General features: G+C 69.9%; 20 protein-coding genes. 12 read left to right on the top strand and 8 right to left on the bottom strand.

The window, feature by feature from the left end; genetic code table 11:
* Nucleotides 1-418: 418 nt before the first annotated feature.
* Nucleotides 419-907, bottom strand: coding sequence for a methylmalonyl-CoA epimerase (gene mce, locus ACWDSL_RS43420; protein WP_450493975.1), 489 nt, complete (start codon nt 905-907; stop codon nt 419-421).
* A gap of 136 nt (nt 908-1,043) precedes the next feature.
* Here mce and ACWDSL_RS43415 point away from each other — a divergent pair, with 136 nt between their 5' ends.
* A complete protein-coding gene (locus ACWDSL_RS43415) occupies nt 1,044-2,234 on the top strand; it encodes an acetyl-CoA C-acetyltransferase (RefSeq protein ID WP_450493973.1) in 1,191 nt (396 codons plus the stop codon).
* A gap of 77 nt (nt 2,235-2,311) precedes the next feature.
* Entirely contained in the window at nt 2,312-3,271 is a 960-nt protein-coding gene (meaB, locus tag ACWDSL_RS43410; RefSeq protein WP_385615985.1) for a methylmalonyl Co-A mutase-associated GTPase MeaB, read from the top strand.
* A 190-nt stretch (nt 3,272-3,461) separates the two neighbouring features.
* Here the strand turns inward: meaB and ACWDSL_RS43405 are convergent, their stop codons facing one another.
* The 5 genes from ACWDSL_RS43405 to ACWDSL_RS43385 form a co-directional block, all read right to left on the bottom strand.
* Nucleotides 3,462-4,118 carry a PhzF family phenazine biosynthesis protein gene (locus tag ACWDSL_RS43405; RefSeq protein WP_450493971.1) on the bottom strand — a complete coding sequence of 219 codons (657 nt, stop codon included), beginning with the start codon at nt 4,116-4,118 and terminating at the stop codon, nt 3,462-3,464.
* A 34-nt stretch (nt 4,119-4,152) separates the two neighbouring features.
* The gene (locus ACWDSL_RS43400; protein WP_450493969.1) at nt 4,153-4,629 is read right to left on the bottom strand and encodes a MarR family winged helix-turn-helix transcriptional regulator; all 477 of its coding nucleotides are present in this window, start codon (nt 4,627-4,629) and stop codon (nt 4,153-4,155) included.
* Nucleotides 4,630-4,714: 85 nt separating this feature from the next.
* Nucleotides 4,715-5,395 (bottom strand): AIM24 family protein, encoded by a 681-nt coding sequence (locus tag ACWDSL_RS43395; protein ID WP_398531284.1) that lies wholly within the window; start codon nt 5,393-5,395, stop codon nt 4,715-4,717.
* The gene (locus tag ACWDSL_RS43390) at nt 5,392-6,042 is read right to left on the bottom strand and encodes an AIM24 family protein (protein ID WP_014176343.1); all 651 of its coding nucleotides are present in this window, start codon (nt 6,040-6,042) and stop codon (nt 5,392-5,394) included. The genes ACWDSL_RS43395 and ACWDSL_RS43390 overlap by 4 nt, the downstream gene beginning before the upstream one ends.
* Nucleotides 6,042-6,680 carry an AIM24 family protein gene (locus ACWDSL_RS43385; protein WP_450493967.1) on the bottom strand — a complete coding sequence of 213 codons (639 nt, stop codon included), beginning with the start codon at nt 6,678-6,680 and terminating at the stop codon, nt 6,042-6,044. Before ACWDSL_RS43385 ends, ACWDSL_RS43390 begins: the two co-directional genes overlap by 1 nt.
* A gap of 163 nt (nt 6,681-6,843) precedes the next feature.
* Between ACWDSL_RS43385 and ACWDSL_RS43380 the strand changes: the two genes are divergently transcribed.
* Entirely contained in the window at nt 6,844-7,188 is a 345-nt protein-coding gene (locus ACWDSL_RS43380) for a DUF3817 domain-containing protein (protein ID WP_450493966.1), read from the top strand.
* Nucleotides 7,185-7,478: an MTH1187 family thiamine-binding protein gene (locus ACWDSL_RS43375; protein ID WP_014176340.1), complete on the top strand. Its 294-nt coding sequence runs from the start codon at nt 7,185-7,187 to the stop codon at nt 7,476-7,478. The genes ACWDSL_RS43380 and ACWDSL_RS43375 overlap by 4 nt, the downstream gene beginning before the upstream one ends.
* Nucleotides 7,479-7,493: 15 nt before the next feature.
* Here ACWDSL_RS43375 and ACWDSL_RS43370 read toward each other — a convergent pair whose 3' ends face one another.
* Nucleotides 7,494-8,486: a DUF5937 family protein gene (locus tag ACWDSL_RS43370; RefSeq protein ID WP_450493964.1), complete on the bottom strand. Its 993-nt coding sequence runs from the start codon at nt 8,484-8,486 to the stop codon at nt 7,494-7,496.
* A gap of 96 nt (nt 8,487-8,582) precedes the next feature.
* Between ACWDSL_RS43370 and ACWDSL_RS43365 the strand changes: the two genes are divergently transcribed.
* From ACWDSL_RS43365 to ACWDSL_RS43350, 4 genes are all read left to right on the top strand, one after another.
* Nucleotides 8,583-9,926 (top strand): MFS transporter, encoded by a 1,344-nt coding sequence (locus ACWDSL_RS43365; RefSeq protein WP_450493962.1) that lies wholly within the window; start codon nt 8,583-8,585, stop codon nt 9,924-9,926.
* 77 nt (nt 9,927-10,003) lie between these two features.
* Entirely contained in the window at nt 10,004-10,513 is a 510-nt protein-coding gene (locus ACWDSL_RS43360; protein WP_398531280.1) for a MarR family winged helix-turn-helix transcriptional regulator, read from the top strand.
* A gap of 54 nt (nt 10,514-10,567) precedes the next feature.
* Nucleotides 10,568-10,906: a DUF3817 domain-containing protein gene (locus ACWDSL_RS43355; protein ID WP_043490159.1), complete on the top strand. Its 339-nt coding sequence runs from the start codon at nt 10,568-10,570 to the stop codon at nt 10,904-10,906.
* A gap of 97 nt (nt 10,907-11,003) precedes the next feature.
* A complete protein-coding gene (locus ACWDSL_RS43350) occupies nt 11,004-12,758 on the top strand; it encodes an acyl-CoA mutase large subunit family protein (protein ID WP_450493960.1) in 1,755 nt (584 codons plus the stop codon).
* Between the two features lie 48 nt (nt 12,759-12,806).
* On the opposite strand, the gene ACWDSL_RS43345 is transcribed toward ACWDSL_RS43350, so the two are convergent.
* Nucleotides 12,807-13,451, bottom strand: coding sequence for a TetR/AcrR family transcriptional regulator (locus ACWDSL_RS43345; protein WP_450493958.1), 645 nt, complete (start codon nt 13,449-13,451; stop codon nt 12,807-12,809).
* 127 nt (nt 13,452-13,578) lie between these two features.
* On the opposite strand from ACWDSL_RS43345, the gene ACWDSL_RS43340 reads away from it, so the two are divergent.
* From ACWDSL_RS43340 to ACWDSL_RS43325, 4 genes are all read left to right on the top strand, one after another.
* On the top strand, nt 13,579-14,550 hold the full coding sequence (locus ACWDSL_RS43340; RefSeq protein ID WP_450493956.1) for a tetratricopeptide repeat protein: 972 nt from the start codon (nt 13,579-13,581) through the stop codon (nt 14,548-14,550).
* Nucleotides 14,551-15,110: 560 nt separating this feature from the next.
* On the top strand, nt 15,111-15,734 hold the full coding sequence (locus tag ACWDSL_RS43335) for a DUF6230 family protein (protein WP_450493954.1): 624 nt from the start codon (nt 15,111-15,113) through the stop codon (nt 15,732-15,734).
* A gap of 143 nt (nt 15,735-15,877) precedes the next feature.
* A complete protein-coding gene (locus ACWDSL_RS43330; protein ID WP_450493977.1) occupies nt 15,878-16,441 on the top strand; it encodes a DUF6114 domain-containing protein in 564 nt (187 codons plus the stop codon).
* 82 nt (nt 16,442-16,523) lie between these two features.
* Nucleotides 16,524-17,813 carry a hydrogenase expression protein HypF gene (locus ACWDSL_RS43325; protein WP_450493952.1) on the top strand — a complete coding sequence of 430 codons (1,290 nt, stop codon included), beginning with the start codon at nt 16,524-16,526 and terminating at the stop codon, nt 17,811-17,813.
* Nucleotides 17,814-18,011 lie beyond the last annotated feature (198 nt).

Raw genomic sequence — 18,011 nt, 5'->3', positions numbered from 1 at the left:
CGCCTCGTGCAGCTTGGCGCGCAGCACCTCGACTTGGTAGCCGAGGTCGTCGGCGTGCTGGACGGCCTTTTCCCGCTCGGTCTTCAGCCGCTCCATCTCGGCCTCGAACTTCGAGAGGTGGTCGTCAGGCTCGTAGCGGTCGTAGCCCCGCACTGCGCGGTCCCATCCGTCCCCTGGTCGCGTTGGCGGCCGGCTCCGTACCTGGGGGTGCCACGTGGCACCTCGCGGTCCCGACCTGGCGCCCGGCCGTGGCGGCCGGACCGGAGCTAGCCCTTCCGAAGAAATGGTGTCAGATCATCGGCAAAGCCTGGGCCGGACCCTGATCCCTTTCTGATCCCGTTCCCGTACCCCGGCCGAGGTTGCACTCTACCGGCCGGGGAAGCGGAAGGTCAGTGGTCCGCTTGAGTGATGGACTTCATCAGGGCCGAGTGTTGTCGGGGGTGTGGTCGGGAGCGTGGTCGGGGTTGTGGTCCTCGGGGCTGTGGTCCGCCGCCGCGGTGACGAGCTCGGTGAGCACGCCGTGGCAGTCCTTGGGGTGCAGAAAGGTGATCCGGGAGTCCATGGAGCCACGGCGGGGCTCCTCGTACAGCACCCGGATGCCCTTGCCGCGAATGGCCTCGGAGTCGGTGTCCACATCCGCCGTGCCGAAGGCGATGTGGTGCACCCCCTCGCCGTTCTTGGCCAGCCACTTTCCGACGGCCGAGTCCTCCCGGATGGGCTCCAGGAGCTGCAGATACGAGGCTCCGCCGTCCGAGGTCTCGTTGATCTTGAGCATGGCCTCGCGGACCCCCTGCTCATCGTTGGTCTCGGTGTGGAACACCTCGAAGCCATACGTGGCACGGTAGAACTCGACGGTCTTGTCGAGGTCGAAGCAGGCGATCCCGATGTGGTCGATTCTGGTCAGCATGGTTCCAGTGCACCGCTCACACGGGTGGTTACGCAACGTGCGCGCGATCACACTGATGGCCCGGTGACCCGGCGGGTACTCGTCAGTACATTGACGATAACCCTCGTTAACTTCCTTCTCCTCTGGAGGACGCACCATGACTCGGACATCTGTGATCGTGGCGGGCGCGCGCACGCCGATGGGACGGCTGATGGGCAGCCTGCGCTCCTTCTCCGGAGCGGATCTCGGCGGGGTCGCGATCAAGGCGGCGCTGGAGCGGGCCGGGATCGGCGGCGACCAGGTGGAGTACGTGATCATGGGGCAGGTGCTCCAGGCGGGCACCGGGCAGATCCCCGCCCGGCAGGCCGCGGTGAAGGCCGGCATCCCCATGTCGGTGCCCGCGCTTACCGTCAACAAGGTCTGCCTGTCCGGGCTCGACGCCATCGCGCTGGCCGATCAGCTGATCCGGGCCGGTGAGTTCGACATCGTGGTCGCGGGCGGCCAGGAGTCCATGACCAACGCCCCCCACCTGCTGCCCAAGTCCCGCCAGGGCTTCAAGTACGGCGCCGTCGAAATGCTCGACGCGATGGCGTACGACGGGCTGACCGACTCGTTCGAGGGCATCGCCATGGGCGAGTCGACCGAGAAGCACAACACCCGTCTTGGCATCCTGCGGCCCGAGCAGGACGAGATCGCCGCGCTCTCCCACCAGCGGGCCGCCGCGGCCCAGAAGAACGGCGCCTTCGACGCCGAGATCACCCCGGTGGAGATCCCGCAGCGCAAGGGCGAGGTGATGATCTTCGACAAGGACGAGGGCATCCGCCCGGAGACCACCGTGGAGTCGCTGGCCAGGCTGCGGCCCGCCTTCACCAAGGACGGGACGATCACCGCCGGGACGTCGTCGCAGATCTCGGACGGGGCGGCGGCCGTGGTCGTGATGAGCAAGGAGAAGGCGGAGGCGCTGGGCCTGGAGTGGATCGCGGAGATCGGGGCCCACGGGAATGTGGCGGGACCCGACAACTCCCTCCAGTCGCAGCCGTCCAACGCGATCGCGCACGCGCTGCGGAAGGAAGGGATCGGGGTCCGGGAGCTTGATCTGATCGAGATCAACGAGGCGTTCGCGGCGGTCGCGGTCCAGTCAATGAACGATCTTGGCGTTTCCTCCGAAAAGGTGAATGTGAACGGCGGCGCGATTGCTCTTGGTCACCCGATCGGGATGTCGGGCGCGCGCATCGTGCTGTCCCTGGCCCTGGAGCTGCGGCGGCGGGGCGGCGGGGTGGGCGCGGCGGCGCTGTGTGGTGGGGGTGGGCAGGGGGATGCGCTGATTGTGCGGGTGCCGCGCGCGTAGTTTTTCCTCGGTTCGGCCTGCGTCTTTGTGCGCGGGCCGGTGGGTCTTCTCGTCGGGAGCGGAAGGGAGCGGCAGCGATGGCCGATGTGCCCACGCTGGTGGAGCAGGCGCGGCAGGGGCGGCCGCGCGCGGTGGCCCGGCTGATCTCGTTGATCGAGGGCGACTCACCGCAGCTGCGCGAGGTCATGGCCGCGCTCGCTCCGCTGGCGGGGGGCGCGTATGTGGTCGGGGTGACCGGTTCGCCGGGGGTCGGCAAGTCGACGTCGACCTCGGCGCTGGTCACCGCCTACCGCAAGGCCGGGAAGCGGGTGGGGGTGCTCGCGGTGGACCCCTCCTCGCCCTTCTCCGGCGGGGCGCTCCTCGGGGACCGGGTGCGGATGTCGGAGCACGCCTCCGACCCCGGCGTCTACATCCGCTCCATGGCCACCCGCGGGCACCTGGGCGGGCTGGCCTGGGCCGCCCCGCAGGCCATCCGGGTGCTCGACGCCGCCGGATGCGATGTGGTGCTGGTGGAGACCGTCGGCGTCGGGCAGTCGGAGGTCGAGATCGCCGCGCAGGCCGATACGAGCGTGGTGATGCTGGCCCCTGGTATGGGCGACGGGATCCAGGCGGCCAAGGCCGGGATCCTGGAGATCGGCGATGTGTACGTGGTCAACAAGGCCGACCGGGAGGGCGCCGACGCGACGGTCCGCGAGCTGGGGCACATGCTGGGCCTCGGCGAGGCCCGTGCGCCGGGGGACTGGCGGCCGCCGATCGTGAAGACGGTGGCGGCGCGGGGCGAGGGCGTCGACGAGGTGGTCGAGGCCCTGGAGAAGCACCGGGCGTGGATGGAGGAGCGCGGGGTGCTGGCGGAGCGGCGGCTGCGGCGGGCGGCGGGCGAGGTCGAGACCATCGCCGTAACGGCGCTCCGCGCCCGGATCGGCGATCTGCACGGCGACCGCCGGCTGGGGACGCTGGCCGAGCGGGTGGCGGCGGGGGAACTGGATCCGTACGCGGCGGCGGATGAGCTGGTGGCCGGGGTGACCTCCTCGGCCTGAGGAGCGTGCGTGGTGTGCCTGCTGTGCGTGGTCCGGCGGGGGCGTGGCCTCCGGGGCTGTCACCCTGGACCGTATATTTACGGCGCCGGTGCCCGGAAGCGCCGGGCGGAGCGGAACTTGGCGCCACAAATACACGTAAGCGTCCAGGGCGCCACCCCTGCACCCCCACCCCCTCGCGTCTCGTCGGCGGCTACAGCCGCTCCGAGGCTTCCAGCCGTACGCGGCCTCCCACGTCGATCAGACCGTCCGGCCGCGGTGCCGTCAGGATCTGGGAGCCTCGGCCCTGCGCGATGTTCAGGGCGCGCCCGAGCTGGGCGGTCAGCAGCAGCGCCGCCGCGCCCGTCGCCTCGTCCTCGTCGATGCCGTCGCCGCGCCCGGGGAAGGCGCGGGCCCTGATCCGGCCGGCTGCCTCTTCCTCCCACGCCCAGGCGTAGATCCATTCGCCCGGCTCCGGGACCGTCAGGGCGTCCACCTCGGCCGCCGAGTCATAGCGACGTAGCGTGCGGGGTGGCGCCCATTCGGGGCGCGCCTCGATCCAGTTGAACTCCCCTTCGAGGCGGGCGCCCACCACGCCCGCGGGTGTGACCAGTTCGGGCACGTCGAGCAGCCAGGCCGCGCCCACGCACGGGTGGCCGGCGAACGGCAGCCGCAGCGTCGGCGTGTAGATGTCGATGACGCCGCGCTCGGGGTCGTCGACGAACACGGTCTCGCTGAAGCCCAGCTTCCGCGCGAGGGCCTGGCGTTCGGCCTCGGTGGGGACGGTGGCGCCGCGGCGGATGACGCCGAGCGTGTTGCCGTGGCGGCCGTCGGGTCCACAGAAGACGCGCAACACGTCGTAGTCGGTCACTTGTGCAGTACATCACGCCGCCGCGGCGGCCCTGTCAGACGCGGCCGCGCTGGGTGCGCAGATGCTCGGCGATCGGGGTCAGGGAGGTGTGGAGGGCGTCGAGGGCTTCGGGGCTGAGCAGGTCGATGAAGTGCTTGCGCACCGATTCGACGTGCTGCGGTGCGACCTTGCGCATGGTCTCCCAGCCGTCTTCGGTGAGCACCGCGAAGAGCCCGCGCCGGTCGGACTCGCAGTGCTCGCGGCGGACGAGGCCCGCGTTCTCCATCCGGGTGATCTGGTGGGAGAGACGGCTCTTGGACTGCAGGGTGGCGGCGGCCAGGTCGCTCATGCGCATCCGGTGGCCCTCCGACTCCGAGAGGTTGACCAGGATCTCGTAGTCGTTCATGGTCAGGCCGAACGGCTGCAGGTCTCGTTCGAGCTGATACGTCAGCAGCCTGCTGACGTCCAAGTGGATGCGCCAGGCGCCCTGTTCCTCATTGCTCAGCCAGCGCGTGCCGTTCTCGGTCTCCATGGGAATCATTCTACCTGTAGAAGTTGAATTCTGAACCAATGGATATGAGGTCACCTGTTCGAGGTTACACTCCGCATGCTCTCGCTCACGAACCGGTGCCCCCCGTGGTCCCTATGGGCACCTCGTCCATGACCTCTTCCGTCGACTGGAGCAGTACGGTCCCCGCGCCGACGAACTCGAACTGGTGCTCCTCGCCCGAGGTCCCGCCGAGGCCGGTGTGCGCCCGGATCCCGCCGAGGACGCCGCGCAAGTACTCATGATCGTAGTGGTGGTTGGGCGTTGGGCAGTCCGCCCAGCCGACGAGGGCTTGCGGGTCGACGCGGATCGGCGGCTCCATGAAGACCACCGGGCCGTTGGAGGCCGCGACGAACTTGCCGGTGCCGATCAGGGTGAGGAAGCCCGGGACGATCGACTGCTTGAGGGAGAGCGAGGGCTGGAAGGCCAGCAGATTGCCGGACCGGATGGTGAGATTGCCGTCGTCGAGGTCGTAGGAGTTGACGTCGAAGGCCCGGTCCGCGAGCACCATCTTGCCCTGCCCCTCGGCCACCACCCAGTCCGCGGCGTGCAGCGGGGAGTGGAAGCTGTGCGCGATGAGGTGGTCGAGCCGGCCCAGGCCCACGCCCTGGAAGTCGATCCGCCCGTAGTAGGCGATCATCTTCCCCTTCTGCAGGAACCACTGGCCGTTGAGCTCCACGCTGAAGGCGTACGGATTGATGTTGTCGTCGACCGGGAGGGTGTACGCGTCGTGGATGACGGGGCCGTTCACAGCTTCTCCTCCGATGCCTGGACATACACCGTGCCGGTGCCCGAGAGTTCCAGCTGGAAGCCCTCTCCCGAGCCGCGGCCGACCATCTCGCGCCAGCCGAGGGCGGTCGAGAGCTTGTTGCGGACGTCCCCGCGGTGGGCGACATAAGCCTGCGGGTCGACATGGACCGGGCGGCCGGGGGCGATCGGCAGCTGGATCACGCCGCCGTGCGCCATGACCGCCGCCGAGCCGTGCCCCTCCAGGGTGGTGGTGAACAGCCCTTGGCCGGTGACCTGGCCGCGCACGATGCCCATCACCCCGCCCTGCGAGCCCATGAACATCGTGCCCTGGCGCAGCGACCCGTCGAAGGCGAGCAGCCGGTCCGACTCGACGTAGAGCTTGTCGCCGGCCAGGTGGATGACCTCGACATGGTGGCCGCCGTGGCCGAACATCACCGTGCCGCTGCCCTCGACGGTCATCAGCGGGGTCGCCTCGCCCGCGACCCGGCGGCCGATCATGCCCATCACCCCGCGCTGCCCGCCGGTGATGCTCGGCGTGAACCGCACCTCGCCCCGGTAGGCCAGCATCGCGCCGCGCTGGCTGAAGACCGTCTGGCCGGGCTGCACCTGTGCCTCGACCATGCGTGAGTTGAGGATGTTGAACGGCATCACACATCCCCGCCGATCGTGTTGCGCTCGCTGGGCTGTACGTACACCAGTCCCTCGCCCTCGAAGCGGATCTGGAACGCCTCGCCCGAGCTCTCCCCTATGAGCGTGCGGAAGTTCACCCCGGACTGGAAGTGCTGCTTGAGCTTGCCCGTATGGGCGATGTACGCGCCCGGGTCGACCTGCAGCGGCAGCTGTGGGGTGACGCGCAGCACCACCGCCGTGCCGTCGGAGAGGATGGCCGCCTGCCCGGTGCCCTCGACGGTCGTGGTGAACAGGCCGTTGCCCTGTGCGGAGCCGCGCAGCCCGGTGAAGGAGGTGCCGGTGCGCAGCGCGGCGTCCGTGCACAGCAGATTGCTGGCCTCCACGTGAAGCGTCTCGCCGTGCAGTGAGACCAGGTTGATCTCGCCGGCCCGGTCGGCGAAGTAGCACGTGCCGTGCCCTTTGACCTCCATGACCGCCATCTGCTCGCCGGTGAGCCGCCGGGTCACCATCCCGCGCAGCCCCTCCCCGCCGCCGGTTTTCTTCTTGAAGGTCATCTCCCCCTCGTACGCGACCATCGAGCCGTTCTTGGCCTTCACCGAATCGCCGGTCATGTCGACGGCGAGCACCTTGCTCCCCTGGAGCCGAAACTGAGCCACGGATCCGACGTTATCGGGACCGAACGGCGCGGAACAGGGACAGCCGGACCCCGGCGCGGTGATCGGTTACGAGGCTGCGACAATGCGAGGAGAGCTTGTGCATGACTTCACAAGCTCTGCTCCGTGTTCCTCCCGTCGTCCTCTCCCTAAAGGTGCTGCTCCCGTGGACTTCAAGACCGCCACCGCACTGCGGCGGCTCCGCCTGGTCTCCGCGCCCGAGGCCGTCTCCTTCCTCCTGCTGCTCGTCTGCTCGGTGCTCAAGCGCACGACCGACTTCAACGCGGTCCCGGTGATGGGCATGGTGCACGGCATCCTGTTCATCCTGTACCTGGTCTTCTGGCTGGACGCCTGGAAGCGTGCCCAGTGGGACCGCAAGACCGCCGCGCTCTACTTCGTCCTCTCCATCCTGCCGACCGGCGGTTTCTTCGCCGAGCGCAAGCTCAAGCGGGAGGCGGAGGCCAGCGTGATCGCCGACCGGGCGCGCCGTGAGGGCGTGGTCAACGTATGATCGTCGCCTTCTCCGTGACGCCGTTGGGCGTCGGCGAGGACGTGGGGGAGTACGTCGCGGACGCGGTGCGGGTGGTGCGCGAATCGGGCCTGCCGAACCGTACGGACGCGATGTTCACGTCCATCGAGGGCGAGTGGGACGAGGTCATGGACGTCGTCAAGCGGGCGGTCGCGGCCGTCGAGGCGCGGGCGCCGCGGGTGTCCGTGGTCCTCAAGGCCGACATCCGCCCGGGTGTGACGGACGGGCTGACCTCGAAGGTCGAGACGGTCGAGCGGCATCTGTCCGCGTAGCCGTACGGAGCGCCGTCAGCAGGCGTTCCCGCCCAGCAGGGCGATGCCCAGCGGCGTGCGCTCGTACAGCACCCGGTGGCCGTCGCGGCGCGAGGTCAGCAGACCGGCCGCGCGCAACACCCCGAGATGCGCCGAGACCGACGACGGCGCCAGGCCCAGCCGCTGGGCCAGCGCCGTCGTGGCGGTGGGGTCCTCCAGGGTGCTGAGGATGGCCGCGCGGTTGGCGCCGAGAAGCCGTACGAGCGCGTCCGCCGCGCCCTCGGCGGGCTCCTGCCAGAGCCCGCCCACCCCGCGCGCCGGATAGATCACCGTCGGCTGCCAGGGCGGCACGAAGCCGCTCACCACGTCCGGCCAGACGAAGGCGCTCGGCATCAGCAGCAGGCCCCGGCCGTCGAGCTCCTGCACCTCCGGGCCCCCGGCCCGGGTGCGGACCGTGAGCCGTCCATCGGCCCAGGACAGTGCGGGGCGCAGATCGGCGAAGAGCCGCTCGAGGCCGCCGTCTGCCAGCTGCCGGGCCCGATAGGCCACATCAGCCTCCAACAGGTCGCGCACCCGGGGCCAGTCCGGCTCGAGCAGCGCGTGCCAGACCCGCTCGGTCAGATCCGCGAGCCGCCGCACCGCCCGCGCGGGGTCCTCCAGCAGCGAGCGCCCGGCCGCGGACTCGGCGGCCCCCGGCGTGCAGGCCAGGGAAAGGGCCATCTCCCGGCGGGCCGCCTCCGGCTCGGTCGCCCGCAGCCGCGCCAGCTCCTCCTCGAACGAGGGATACGGCACCGCCGGCGGCGGACCCAGAAAGTCCGGGGTGTAGCCGCGGAGGGGGATGAACAGCGCGAGCAGGGACAGGTCGAGCCCCGCCACGGCCGAGCGGACCCGGCGCAGCCACGGCAGGTGATAACCGTGCCGCTCGGAGCGCAGCAGGGTCCGCACCGCCTCGTGTGTCTGGCACAGCGGCGAGATGGCGAACCGGCAGCGCAGCAGGTCGTCCGGTCCGAACCTCATGTGGAGTGGCATACGGCTCCCCCCGGATTCCGTGAGGCGACCCCGATGAAGATTCGCCTCGGGGCGAAACACTAGAGCCCGCGGCCCCTCCCCGGGCACGCTGCCGCCATGCCGACGCCTTCCGGGTCCGGGACCACGGACCCAACCCCGACGCGCCCTGCCGCAGACGCCTCCGGACCCGAGCCCGCGGCCGAAGGCGCCGAGGGGCCCGTTCTCCCGGAACCCCGCCCGGGAGGCGCCGGCTACCCGGCCGTCTTCGCGGTGCGCGAGTTCCGGGCCGTGTTCCTCGCGCATCTGCTCTCCATGCTCGGCGAGGTCGTCTGCGGTATCGCGCTGTCCGTGCTGGTCTACCAGGTCACCGGCTCGCCGCTGCTGAGTGCCCTGGCCTTCGCCTTCGCCCTGCTCCCGTACGTCATCGGCGGCACCCTGCTGTCCGCCGTGGCCGACCGCTACCCCGCCCGCCGGGTGCTGGTCGTATGCGATCTGATCAGCGCCGGCTGTGTGGCCGTGATGGTGGTGCCGGGCATGCCGGTCGGATTGCTGCTGGTGCTGCGCTGCATCCCCGCCGCGGTCTCCCCGGTGTTCAGCGGGACGCGCGCGGCGACGCTCGGCGACATCCTGGGGGACGGCGATCTGTTCGTACTGGGCCGCTCCGTGATCCGGCTGACCGCGCAGGGCGCGCAGCTCGTCGGGTTCGCCGCGGGCGGGCTGCTGCTGGCCGCGGTCTCTCCGCGGGCCGTGCTCGCGATCACGGCGGCGTCGTTCGTGGCGTCGGCGCTGGTGCTGCGCCTGGGCACCCGGCACCGCCCGGCCCGTACGGACGGCGGGCGGGGTGCGCTGCTCGGCGATTCGCTGCGTGGCGTCAAGCAGCTCTTCGCCGTCGCGCGGATCCGGGCCCTGTTCCTGCTGTACTGCGTGCCGCCGACGTTCGTGGTGATGTCGGAGGCGCTGATGACCCCGTACTCGGACGGGCTCGGCCTCGGCTCGACCGGGCTCGGGCTGCTGATGTGCGGGATGCCGATCGGGGCGATCGTCAGCGAGACCCTGGCGGGCACGCTGCTCTCCCCGGCGGGGCGCGCGCGGGTGACGCTCGTGATGGCGGTGGTGTGCATGCTGCCCTCGCTGGGGTATGCCTTCGAGCCCTCGTTCGGCTGGGCGCTGGCGCTCCAGGTGGCGACGGGCTCCGGTATGGCGTACAGCCTCGGCCTCGACCAGTGGTTCATGGCGGCCGTACCGGAGGAGCTGCGGGGGCGGGCGATGACGCTGCTGACGGCGGTGCTGATGACCGCGCAGGGCCTGGGCATGGCGGTCGCGGGCGCGGTCGCCGAGGCCGTGCCGGTGTATCTGGTGGTGACCGGGGCGGGGGTGTGCGGCACGGTGTGCTCACTGCTCGCGGTGGCGCTGGTGCGGCGCGGTACGGCACGGCCGGGGGCCGCCGCCAGTACGGGGTGAGGGGCCGCTCCGGGCTCGTCCGCCCGAAAGGTGAGACTGGGCTGACCACGATATGACTGGCCGGTAGGGTCGGTTACGTGTCCAAGCCGCTCAGCCTTTCCTTCGACCCCATCGCCCGCGCAGACGAACTGTGGAAGCGACGGTGGGGGTCCGTGCCGTCGATGGCCGCGATCACGTCGATCATGCGGGCTCAGCAGATTCTGCTGGGCCAGGTCGACGCGGTGGTCAAGCCGTACGGACTGACCTTCGCCCGCTATGAGGCGCTGGTTCTGCTCACCTTCTCCCAGGCCGGTGAGCTGCCCATGTCCAAGATCGGCGAGCGGCTGATGGTCCACCCGACCTCGGTGACCAACACGGTGGACCGGCTGGTCAAGTCCGGTCTGGTGGACAAGCGGCCGAATCCGAACGACGGCCGCGGGACGCTCGCCTCGATCACCGACCGGGGCCGCGAGGTGGTCGAAGCGGCCACCCGGGATCTGATGGCGATGGACTTCGGCCTCGGCACGTACGACGCCGCGGACTGCTCGAACATCTTCGAGATGCTGCGGCCCCTGCGGGTCTCGGCGGGCGACTTCGACGACGAGTAGGACCGGCGGGGGGTGGCGAAGATCGCCCCGGAACGGACGGTTACGCTCGACGTCATGAAGCGAAGCGTATTGACGCGCTACCGGACCATGGCCTATGTCACGGGCGTCCTGCTGATCCTGCTCACGATCGGTGTGATCGCCAAGTACCTGCTGGACGTGGACGGCGCGTCCGGCTTCGTCAGCGTCGTCGGTATCGCACACGGCTGGCTCTACGTCCTCTACCTGGTCTTCGCCTTCGACCTCGGCTCCAAGGCGAAGTGGCCGTTCGGCAAGCTGGCCTGGGTGCTGCTCGCGGGCACCGTCCCCACCGCGGTGTTCTTCGTCGAGCGCAAGGTCGTGGCCGAGATCGAGCCGCTGGTCAGCGGCGCCGAGCCGGAGCCTGCCAAGGCCTGATCGCAGCTGACTGGGCCCCGCCCGCTGTCCCTCGAACGGACCGGTGGGGCCCGTTTCGTGTCGACATTTACTAGGATGTCCAAGTAAATTTGACGTTATGGACGCGGAAGGCATTGAGGCGGGCCGCCGGCGCTGGCAGGCCCGGTACGACGCGGCCCGCAAGCGCGAGGGCGACGGGGGTTCGGGGGCGCGGCCCCCAAGGGATTGGACGCGTACCACCTTGTCCGGGGACCCCGTGGACCCGGTCTACGGACCCGCCCCCGGCGACCGCGTCGCGGGATTCGAGCGCATCGGCTGGCCCGGTGAGTTCCCGTTCACCCGCGGTCTGTACGCCACCGGCTACCGGGGCCGCGCCTGGACCATCCGCCAGTTCGCCGGCTTCGGGAACGCCGGGCAGACCAATGAGCGCTACAAGATGATCCTCGAGGCGGGCGGCGGCGGGCTGTCGGTCGCCTTCGACATGCCGACGCTGATGGGCCGCGACTCCGACGACCCGCGCTCGCTGGGCGAGGTCGGCCACTGCGGGGTCGCCATCGACTCCGCCGCCGATATGGAGGTCCTGTTCAAGGACATCCCGCTCGGCGATGTCACCACCTCGATGACGATCAGCGGCCCCGCCGTCCCCGTCTTCTGTATGTACCTGGTCGCCGCCGAGCGCCAGGGCGTCGACCCCTCCGTACTGAACGGCACGCTCCAGACGGACATCTTCAAGGAGTACATCGCGCAGAAGGAGTGGCTGTTCCAGCCCGAACCGCAGCTGCGGCTGATCGGCGACCTGATGGAGCACTGTGTGCGCTCCATCCCCGCGTACAAGCCGCTGTCGGTCTCCGGCTACCACATCCGCGAGGCCGGGGCCACGGCCGCGCAGGAGCTCGCGTACACCCTCGCCGACGGCTTCGGATACGTCGAGCTGGGGCTCTCCCGCGGGCTCGACATCGACACCTTCGCGCCTGGCCTGTCCTTCTTCCTCGACGCGCATATCGAGTTCTTCGAGGAGATCGCCAAGTTCCGCGCGGCCCGCCGGATCTGGGCCCGCTGGATGCGCGATGTGTACGGGGCGAAGACCGAGAAGGCGCAGTGGCTGCGCTTCCACACCCAGACGGCCGGGGTCTCGCTGGCCGCGCAGCAGCCGTACAACAACGTCGTACGCACCGCCGTGGAGGCGCTGTCCGCGGTGCTCGGCGGCACCAACTCGCTGCACACCAACGCCCTGGACGAGACGCTTGCGCTGCCGAGCGAGCAGGCCGCCGAGATCGCGCTGCGCACCCAGCAGGTGCTGATGGAGGAGACCGGCCTCCTCAATGTCGCCGATCCGCTGGGCGGTTCCTGGTACGTCGAGGCGCTGACCGACCGTATCGAGGCCGACGCCGAGAAGATCTTCGAGCAGATCAAGGAGCGCGGCCGCCGGGCACTGAGTTCAATGGGTGAGGGGGCGGACGGACAGCACCCCATCGGGCTGATGACCTCGGGCATTCTGCGCGGCATCGAGGACGGCTGGTTCACCGGCGAGATCGCCGAATCGGCCTTCCAGTACCAGCGGGCGCTGGAGAAGGGCGACAAGAAGGTCGTCGGCGTCAACTGCCACGAGGGTTCGGTCACGGGCGACCTGGAGATCCTGCGCGTCGGCCATGAGGTCGAGCGCGAGCAGGTGCGGGTGCTCGCGGCCCGTAAGGAGGCGCGCGACGACGCACGGGTGGCCACTGCCCTGAAGGAGCTGCTGGTCGCCGCCCGCGACGGCTCGAACATGATCGAGTCGATGCTGGAGGCGGTCCGGGCGGAGGCGACCCTCGGCGAGATCTGCGGCGCGCTGCGCGAGGAGTGGGGCGGCTACACGGAGCCGGCGGGCTTTTAGCGGCGGCTATAGGGAGCCGTTCAGCAGCTATAGGGCGTCGGCGGGGTTTTAAACGGTGGCCGGCCCCGCCTCGTTCCCTTCCGTCACCGCCGGGAAGCCGCAGAGCAGCACCTCCGCGAAGTCGCGGGCCCAGGGCGCGTCGACGGGGTCGGCGCTCACCAGCGTCCGGTGCATCACCGCTCCCGCGATCACATCGAAGATCATGTCCGCGGTGCGGGCCGCCGCGGCGGGGTCGCTCTCCCGCGGCAGTTCGCCGCGGGCCTGGGCGCGCTCGCGGCCGAGCAGCACCAGCCGCTTCTGCCGGTTGACGATCGTGGTGCGGATCCGCTCCCGCAGCGCCTCGTCGCGGGTGGCCTCGGCGACCACGGCCATCAGCGAGGTCCCGGCCTCCGGGCGGGTCAGCAGCGCGGCGAACCGGAGCACCGTCTCCTCCACATCGGCGCGCAGCGACCCCAGATCGGGCAGTTCCAGCTGTTCGTCGAGGAGGGCCGCGACGGCGTCCACGACCAGCTCGCTCTTGTTCGTCCAGCGGCGGTAGAGCGTGGTCTTGGCCACGCCCGCCCGGGCCGCCACATCGCCCATCGTCAGCTTGGACCAGCCGAGCTCGACCAAGGCGGCCCGCGTCGCGCCGAGGATCGCGCGGTCGGCCTCGGCACTGCGGGGGCGGCCGGTGCGCCGCGCTGGCGGGCTCATGTCCGTGACCTTACCCGTACGTCCACTTTGACCCCCTGGATCTCCGCGGGCGCTTCCAGTTACGCTACGAGTCGTAGCGTAAGGATGCGCTTTTCCATTCACCGCGGGAAGAGGGGAGGATAGGACCATGCAGCCACGGAACATGTCCATGAGTGGAGTGGTCGACCTCGCCGCGGTGAAGGCGGCCGGAGAAGCGAAGCAGAAGGCGGAGAAGGCGCGGGCCGAGGCGGCCCGCACGGGCGGCGTCGCCCCCACCCGTCTGGTCTTCGACGTCGACGAGGCGGGTTTCCAGCAGGATGTCCTGCAGCGCTCCACCGAAGTACCGGTCGTCATCGACTTCTGGGCCGAGTGGTGCGAGCCGTGCAAGCAGCTCGGTCCGATCCTCGAGCGGCTGACGAGGGAGTACGCGGGCCGCTTCGTCCTGGCGAAGATCGACGTCGACGCCAACCAGATGCTCTTCCAGCAGTTCGGGGTGCAGGGCATCCCCGCCGTGTTCGCGGTGGTCGCCGGTCAGCCGGTGCCGCTCTTCCAGGGCGCCGCGCCCGAGGCGCAGATCCGGCAGGTGCTCGACCAGCTGATCCAGGCGGCGGAGCAGCAGTTCGGCATTGTGGGCGTCCCGGTGCAGGACGAGGGTGACGAGGGCGCCGACGGCGCCGAGGCGGTCGCGCAGCAGCCCGAGACCCCGTACGACGGTGCGCTCGCGGCGGCTCACGAGGCGCTGGACGCCGGCGATCTGGGCGGCGCGGTGCAGGCGTACAAGAACGTGCTGGCGGACGACCCGGGCAACACCGAGGCGAAGCTGGGCCTGGCGCAGGCCGAGTTGCTGAGCCGGGTGGAGGGGACGGACGCGCAGCAGGTGCGCAAGGCGGCGGCCGACAATCCCGCGGACCCGGCGGCGCAGATCGCGGCGGCGGACCTGGACCTGGTGGGGGGTCATGTGGAGGACGCCTTCGGGCGGTTGGTGGAGGCCGTGCGGCGCACGGTGGGGGAGGACCGGGAGACGGTGCGGCTCCATCTGCTGGGGCTCTTCGAGGTGATCGGCGCGGACGATCCCCGGGTGGTCTCGGCGCGGGGCGCGTTGGCGCGCGTGCTGTTCTGACCGTTGTCATCTCAAACAAATAAGCGGCCGCGCTTTACCAAAACTTGGTAAACGCGGTCGCTGTAACTGACGGTAAGTGTGCGTCAGGTTTTTGTCCGGGCATGGTGTGAATCTCCCCCTCTTTTCGGGCATGTTCCGGCGACCGAGAGTGCTCGGCCTCTACCAGTCTGCCGCAGCACGGTTATCCGCCCGTTACTCGCTAGTAACGAACCCCTTGTGCACCTGCCCGTAAATGCACCACGATCGGCCAAGCTCGGTCCCGTTTCCCGCAGCCCGGCATCCGGTCGGTGCGGTCGGTGCGATGGGTCCCCACCGGGTAGGCCGACGGCAGTGGCGTCGGCCGTGGACAGGGGGGTCTCTGCTGACCGGCAGGGCCTGTCCAGGAGGTTGCGCGAAGGCGTGGCCAGTGGTTGTCGCTCGGGGGTGATCGCCGGTGTTTCGGGTGCAGTTCGCGCCTGCGAGACGTGGGCGCTCTCCTTCCCGAGGACGTAGCACTTCTCCCATCCCAGGCTCGGGCCTCGGCCCCAGCCGGAGATGTACGTCCGAGAAGGAGGAAAGTCATGGAGTCCCAGGCTCGTGGCGGGACCAGATGGAAGCGGTTCGCCGTTGTCATGGTGCCGAGCGTCGCTGCCACGGCGGCGATCGGTGTGGCCGTCGCGCAGGGTGCGCTCGCGGCCTCGTTCAGCGTGTCCGGCCAGCAGTTCAAGGTGAAGGTGAAATCGCTCGACGGCAGGGGCTTTGTCCAGTACGGCACCCTTGACACCCAGCACGGGGGCAAGAAGATCCCCGTCGCCGTGTCGGCGTTCAAGACCGCCAAGATCGAAAGCCTGTGCCAGTCGGTGGTGGTCCCGGTCCCGCTCTTCGGCGATGTCACGCTGAAGCTGGAGGCCGGCGGCGACGGCAGGAAGGTGGAGGCGAAGAACCTCTTCATCGACCTCGACCAGCTCAAGGCTGACGCCGTGTTCGGCAACATCAACATCGGTGTGGCGGCCGGCGACACGTCCAAGGGGCCGACGAACGACTCGAACAAGAAGGACCCCGGTTCCTTCGGTCAGGAAGCCGACACGGCGAAGCTGACCGATGTCGAGCAGACCGCATGGGCGACCAACGCGGGCACGTTCAAGCTCCCCGGCCTTTCCATGAAGATCTACAAGGGCAGTGGCAAGGGCAAGGAGTGCTTCTGACCCGTTGAGCGGGTGGGGGGCCGTGTCAGCCGCCCCTCACCCGGCAGCACTCAGCGGTGTCGGAGCATCAGCACCGCGCCTATCAGTACCGCATCAGAACACTTGCGATCGTCCAGATCGCCGGCCCCAGGGAGCTGTTTTCATTGAGTGCCGAGTCGCCGGGGGCGCGTGACCGTATCAGCCGTCTGCGCCTGGGTTTCAGGCATTGGCGCTGGCAGCGCCCGTTCTGGGCAGGGCTCTTGACCATGCTGGCCGGGCTGCCCATCGGGTACCTGCCGTATGCCAACATCACCGTGGGTCAGATGACCGTCCGGATGTCGACCACCACGGGGTCCGGCGCGCTGATCATCGGAGTCCTGCTGGTAGTGCTGGGCCTGACCATGTGGTTCCAGCCCGTCGTGCGGGTCTTCGCGGGAGTCGCCACCATCCTGCTCGGCCTGGTCTCGATCCCCGTGGCCAACTTCGGGGGCATCGTGGTGGGTTTCCTGCTCGCCCTGTTCGGCGGCGGGATGAGCGTCGCCTGGGCGCCGGGTGAGACGCCCACCGAGCAGCCGGCGAAGGACGCGGGGCCCGCGCCCACGGACGGCGCGGACGGTCTGGACGACGCGGACGCTGGGGACCGCGCGGGCGGCGGCGAGCCGGAGCCGGCCGTCGCGGGGGCCGCGCGGGACCAGGAATCCAGGGATGGGAGGCACCGTGCGGGGTGAACAAGACGAGTCGGAGGGTGCGAGCGTCAGCAGTCCACGCAAGGCGAGAACGGGGCCGCGGCATGCGGCCCCTAAGAAGTCGATGCTCACCCGCCTCCATATGCCCGCCGGCAAGGCGATAGCGCTCGCCGCCATGCCGACGGCCGTACTGATGGGCATGGGGCTGACCCCGCAGCTCGCCCAGGCGACCTCCAGGGCCGAGGACCGCTACAAGCCCGGACCGTGCGTCACCCAGCCCGACGAGGCCGACAAGGACGACGCCAAGGACCACAAGAGCACCGACGAGGCGGGCGAGTCGAAGGATTCCAAGGACTCCAAGGACTCCGACGACAAGAGCGGTTCCAAGGGCTCGAAGAGCCAGGACAAGAGCTCCGAGGACAAGAGCGCGGACGAGAGCTCCAAGCCCTCCGCCACGCCGACGCCCTCCGCCACGTCCTCCGCCGGCTCCTCCGGCAGCAAGACGGACGACAAGGCGGACGACTCGACGCCGGAGGAGTCCCCTTCGCCGAGCCCGTCCGAGTCCAAGAGCAAGAACCCACTGGACCCGCTGGGCCTCGGGGACGCGCTCAAGGACATCTTCACCGGGGGCGACAAGGACGAGACGGCCGAGCCGAGCGCCACACCGACCCCGTCGTCCTCCGCGACCGGCTCGCCGGACAAGACGACCGACCCTGCCAAGGACGCGGCCGACAAGGCCGGGGACACAGCGAAGGACACGGTCGACAAGGCCGAGGACACGGCGAAGGACACCGTCGACAAGGCCACGGACGCGGCCAAGGACAAGGCCAAGGACGCCGAGGACAAGGCCGACAAGACTCCGTCGCCCGGCCCCTCCTCCTCGTCCTCCCCCAAGGCCGGGGACCGTGACAAGGACGGCAAAGAGCCGTTCCCCTGCCCCACGTACGACGCCGAGGCGTACGAGAACGCCGAGACCGAGCCGACCTCCAGCCTGGTGCCCGACAAGCCCTGGACGCTCAAGAGCACCCTGTTGACCCTGCACGGTCTCGACTACAAGGGCATCGTCGAGGTCAAGACGTACAGCGGGCAGGTCAAGAAGGTCCTCAAGTTCACCGCCTCCGGCGTGGACATCAAGGATCTGCACCAGCTGACGTTCGGGGCTGGCGGTTCGACCACCCACGTGGCCGCGCGCGAGGGTTCCACCTCGACCTTCAGCAACGGCCCGATCACCATGTACACCGAGGAGCTGTCGGGCAACCTGCTGGGGATCGTCCCGATCACCTTCAGCCCCAAGAGCCCGCCGCCGATCAACCTCCCCGAGGTGTTCTTCACCGATGTGACGGTCACCCAGGCCGGGCAGTTCGGCGGCGACCTGACCATCCCCGGCATGCATATCTACAAGACGGGGGATTAACCCCGGAACACAGACCCGTTCGGGAGCCGCAAGGCCCTCCCTTGGGAGGGCGAACGTCGGTGGGCACCACCCCAGCCCCCGGGTGTTGTCCCCCCCCCCGGAGGCCCGCCCCCCCGGGGCCCCGCCCCCCCGCCCCGCCTCCCCCCCCCCGAGGCGCGGGGCGGCCCTCCCCGCCGCCCCGCCCCAGTCGTCTCGGCA

Source organism: Streptomyces sp. NPDC000941 (assembly GCF_053599555.1).
Note: the sequence above shows the minus strand (reverse complement) of the source record. Positions and strands in the feature narration are given on the sequence as shown.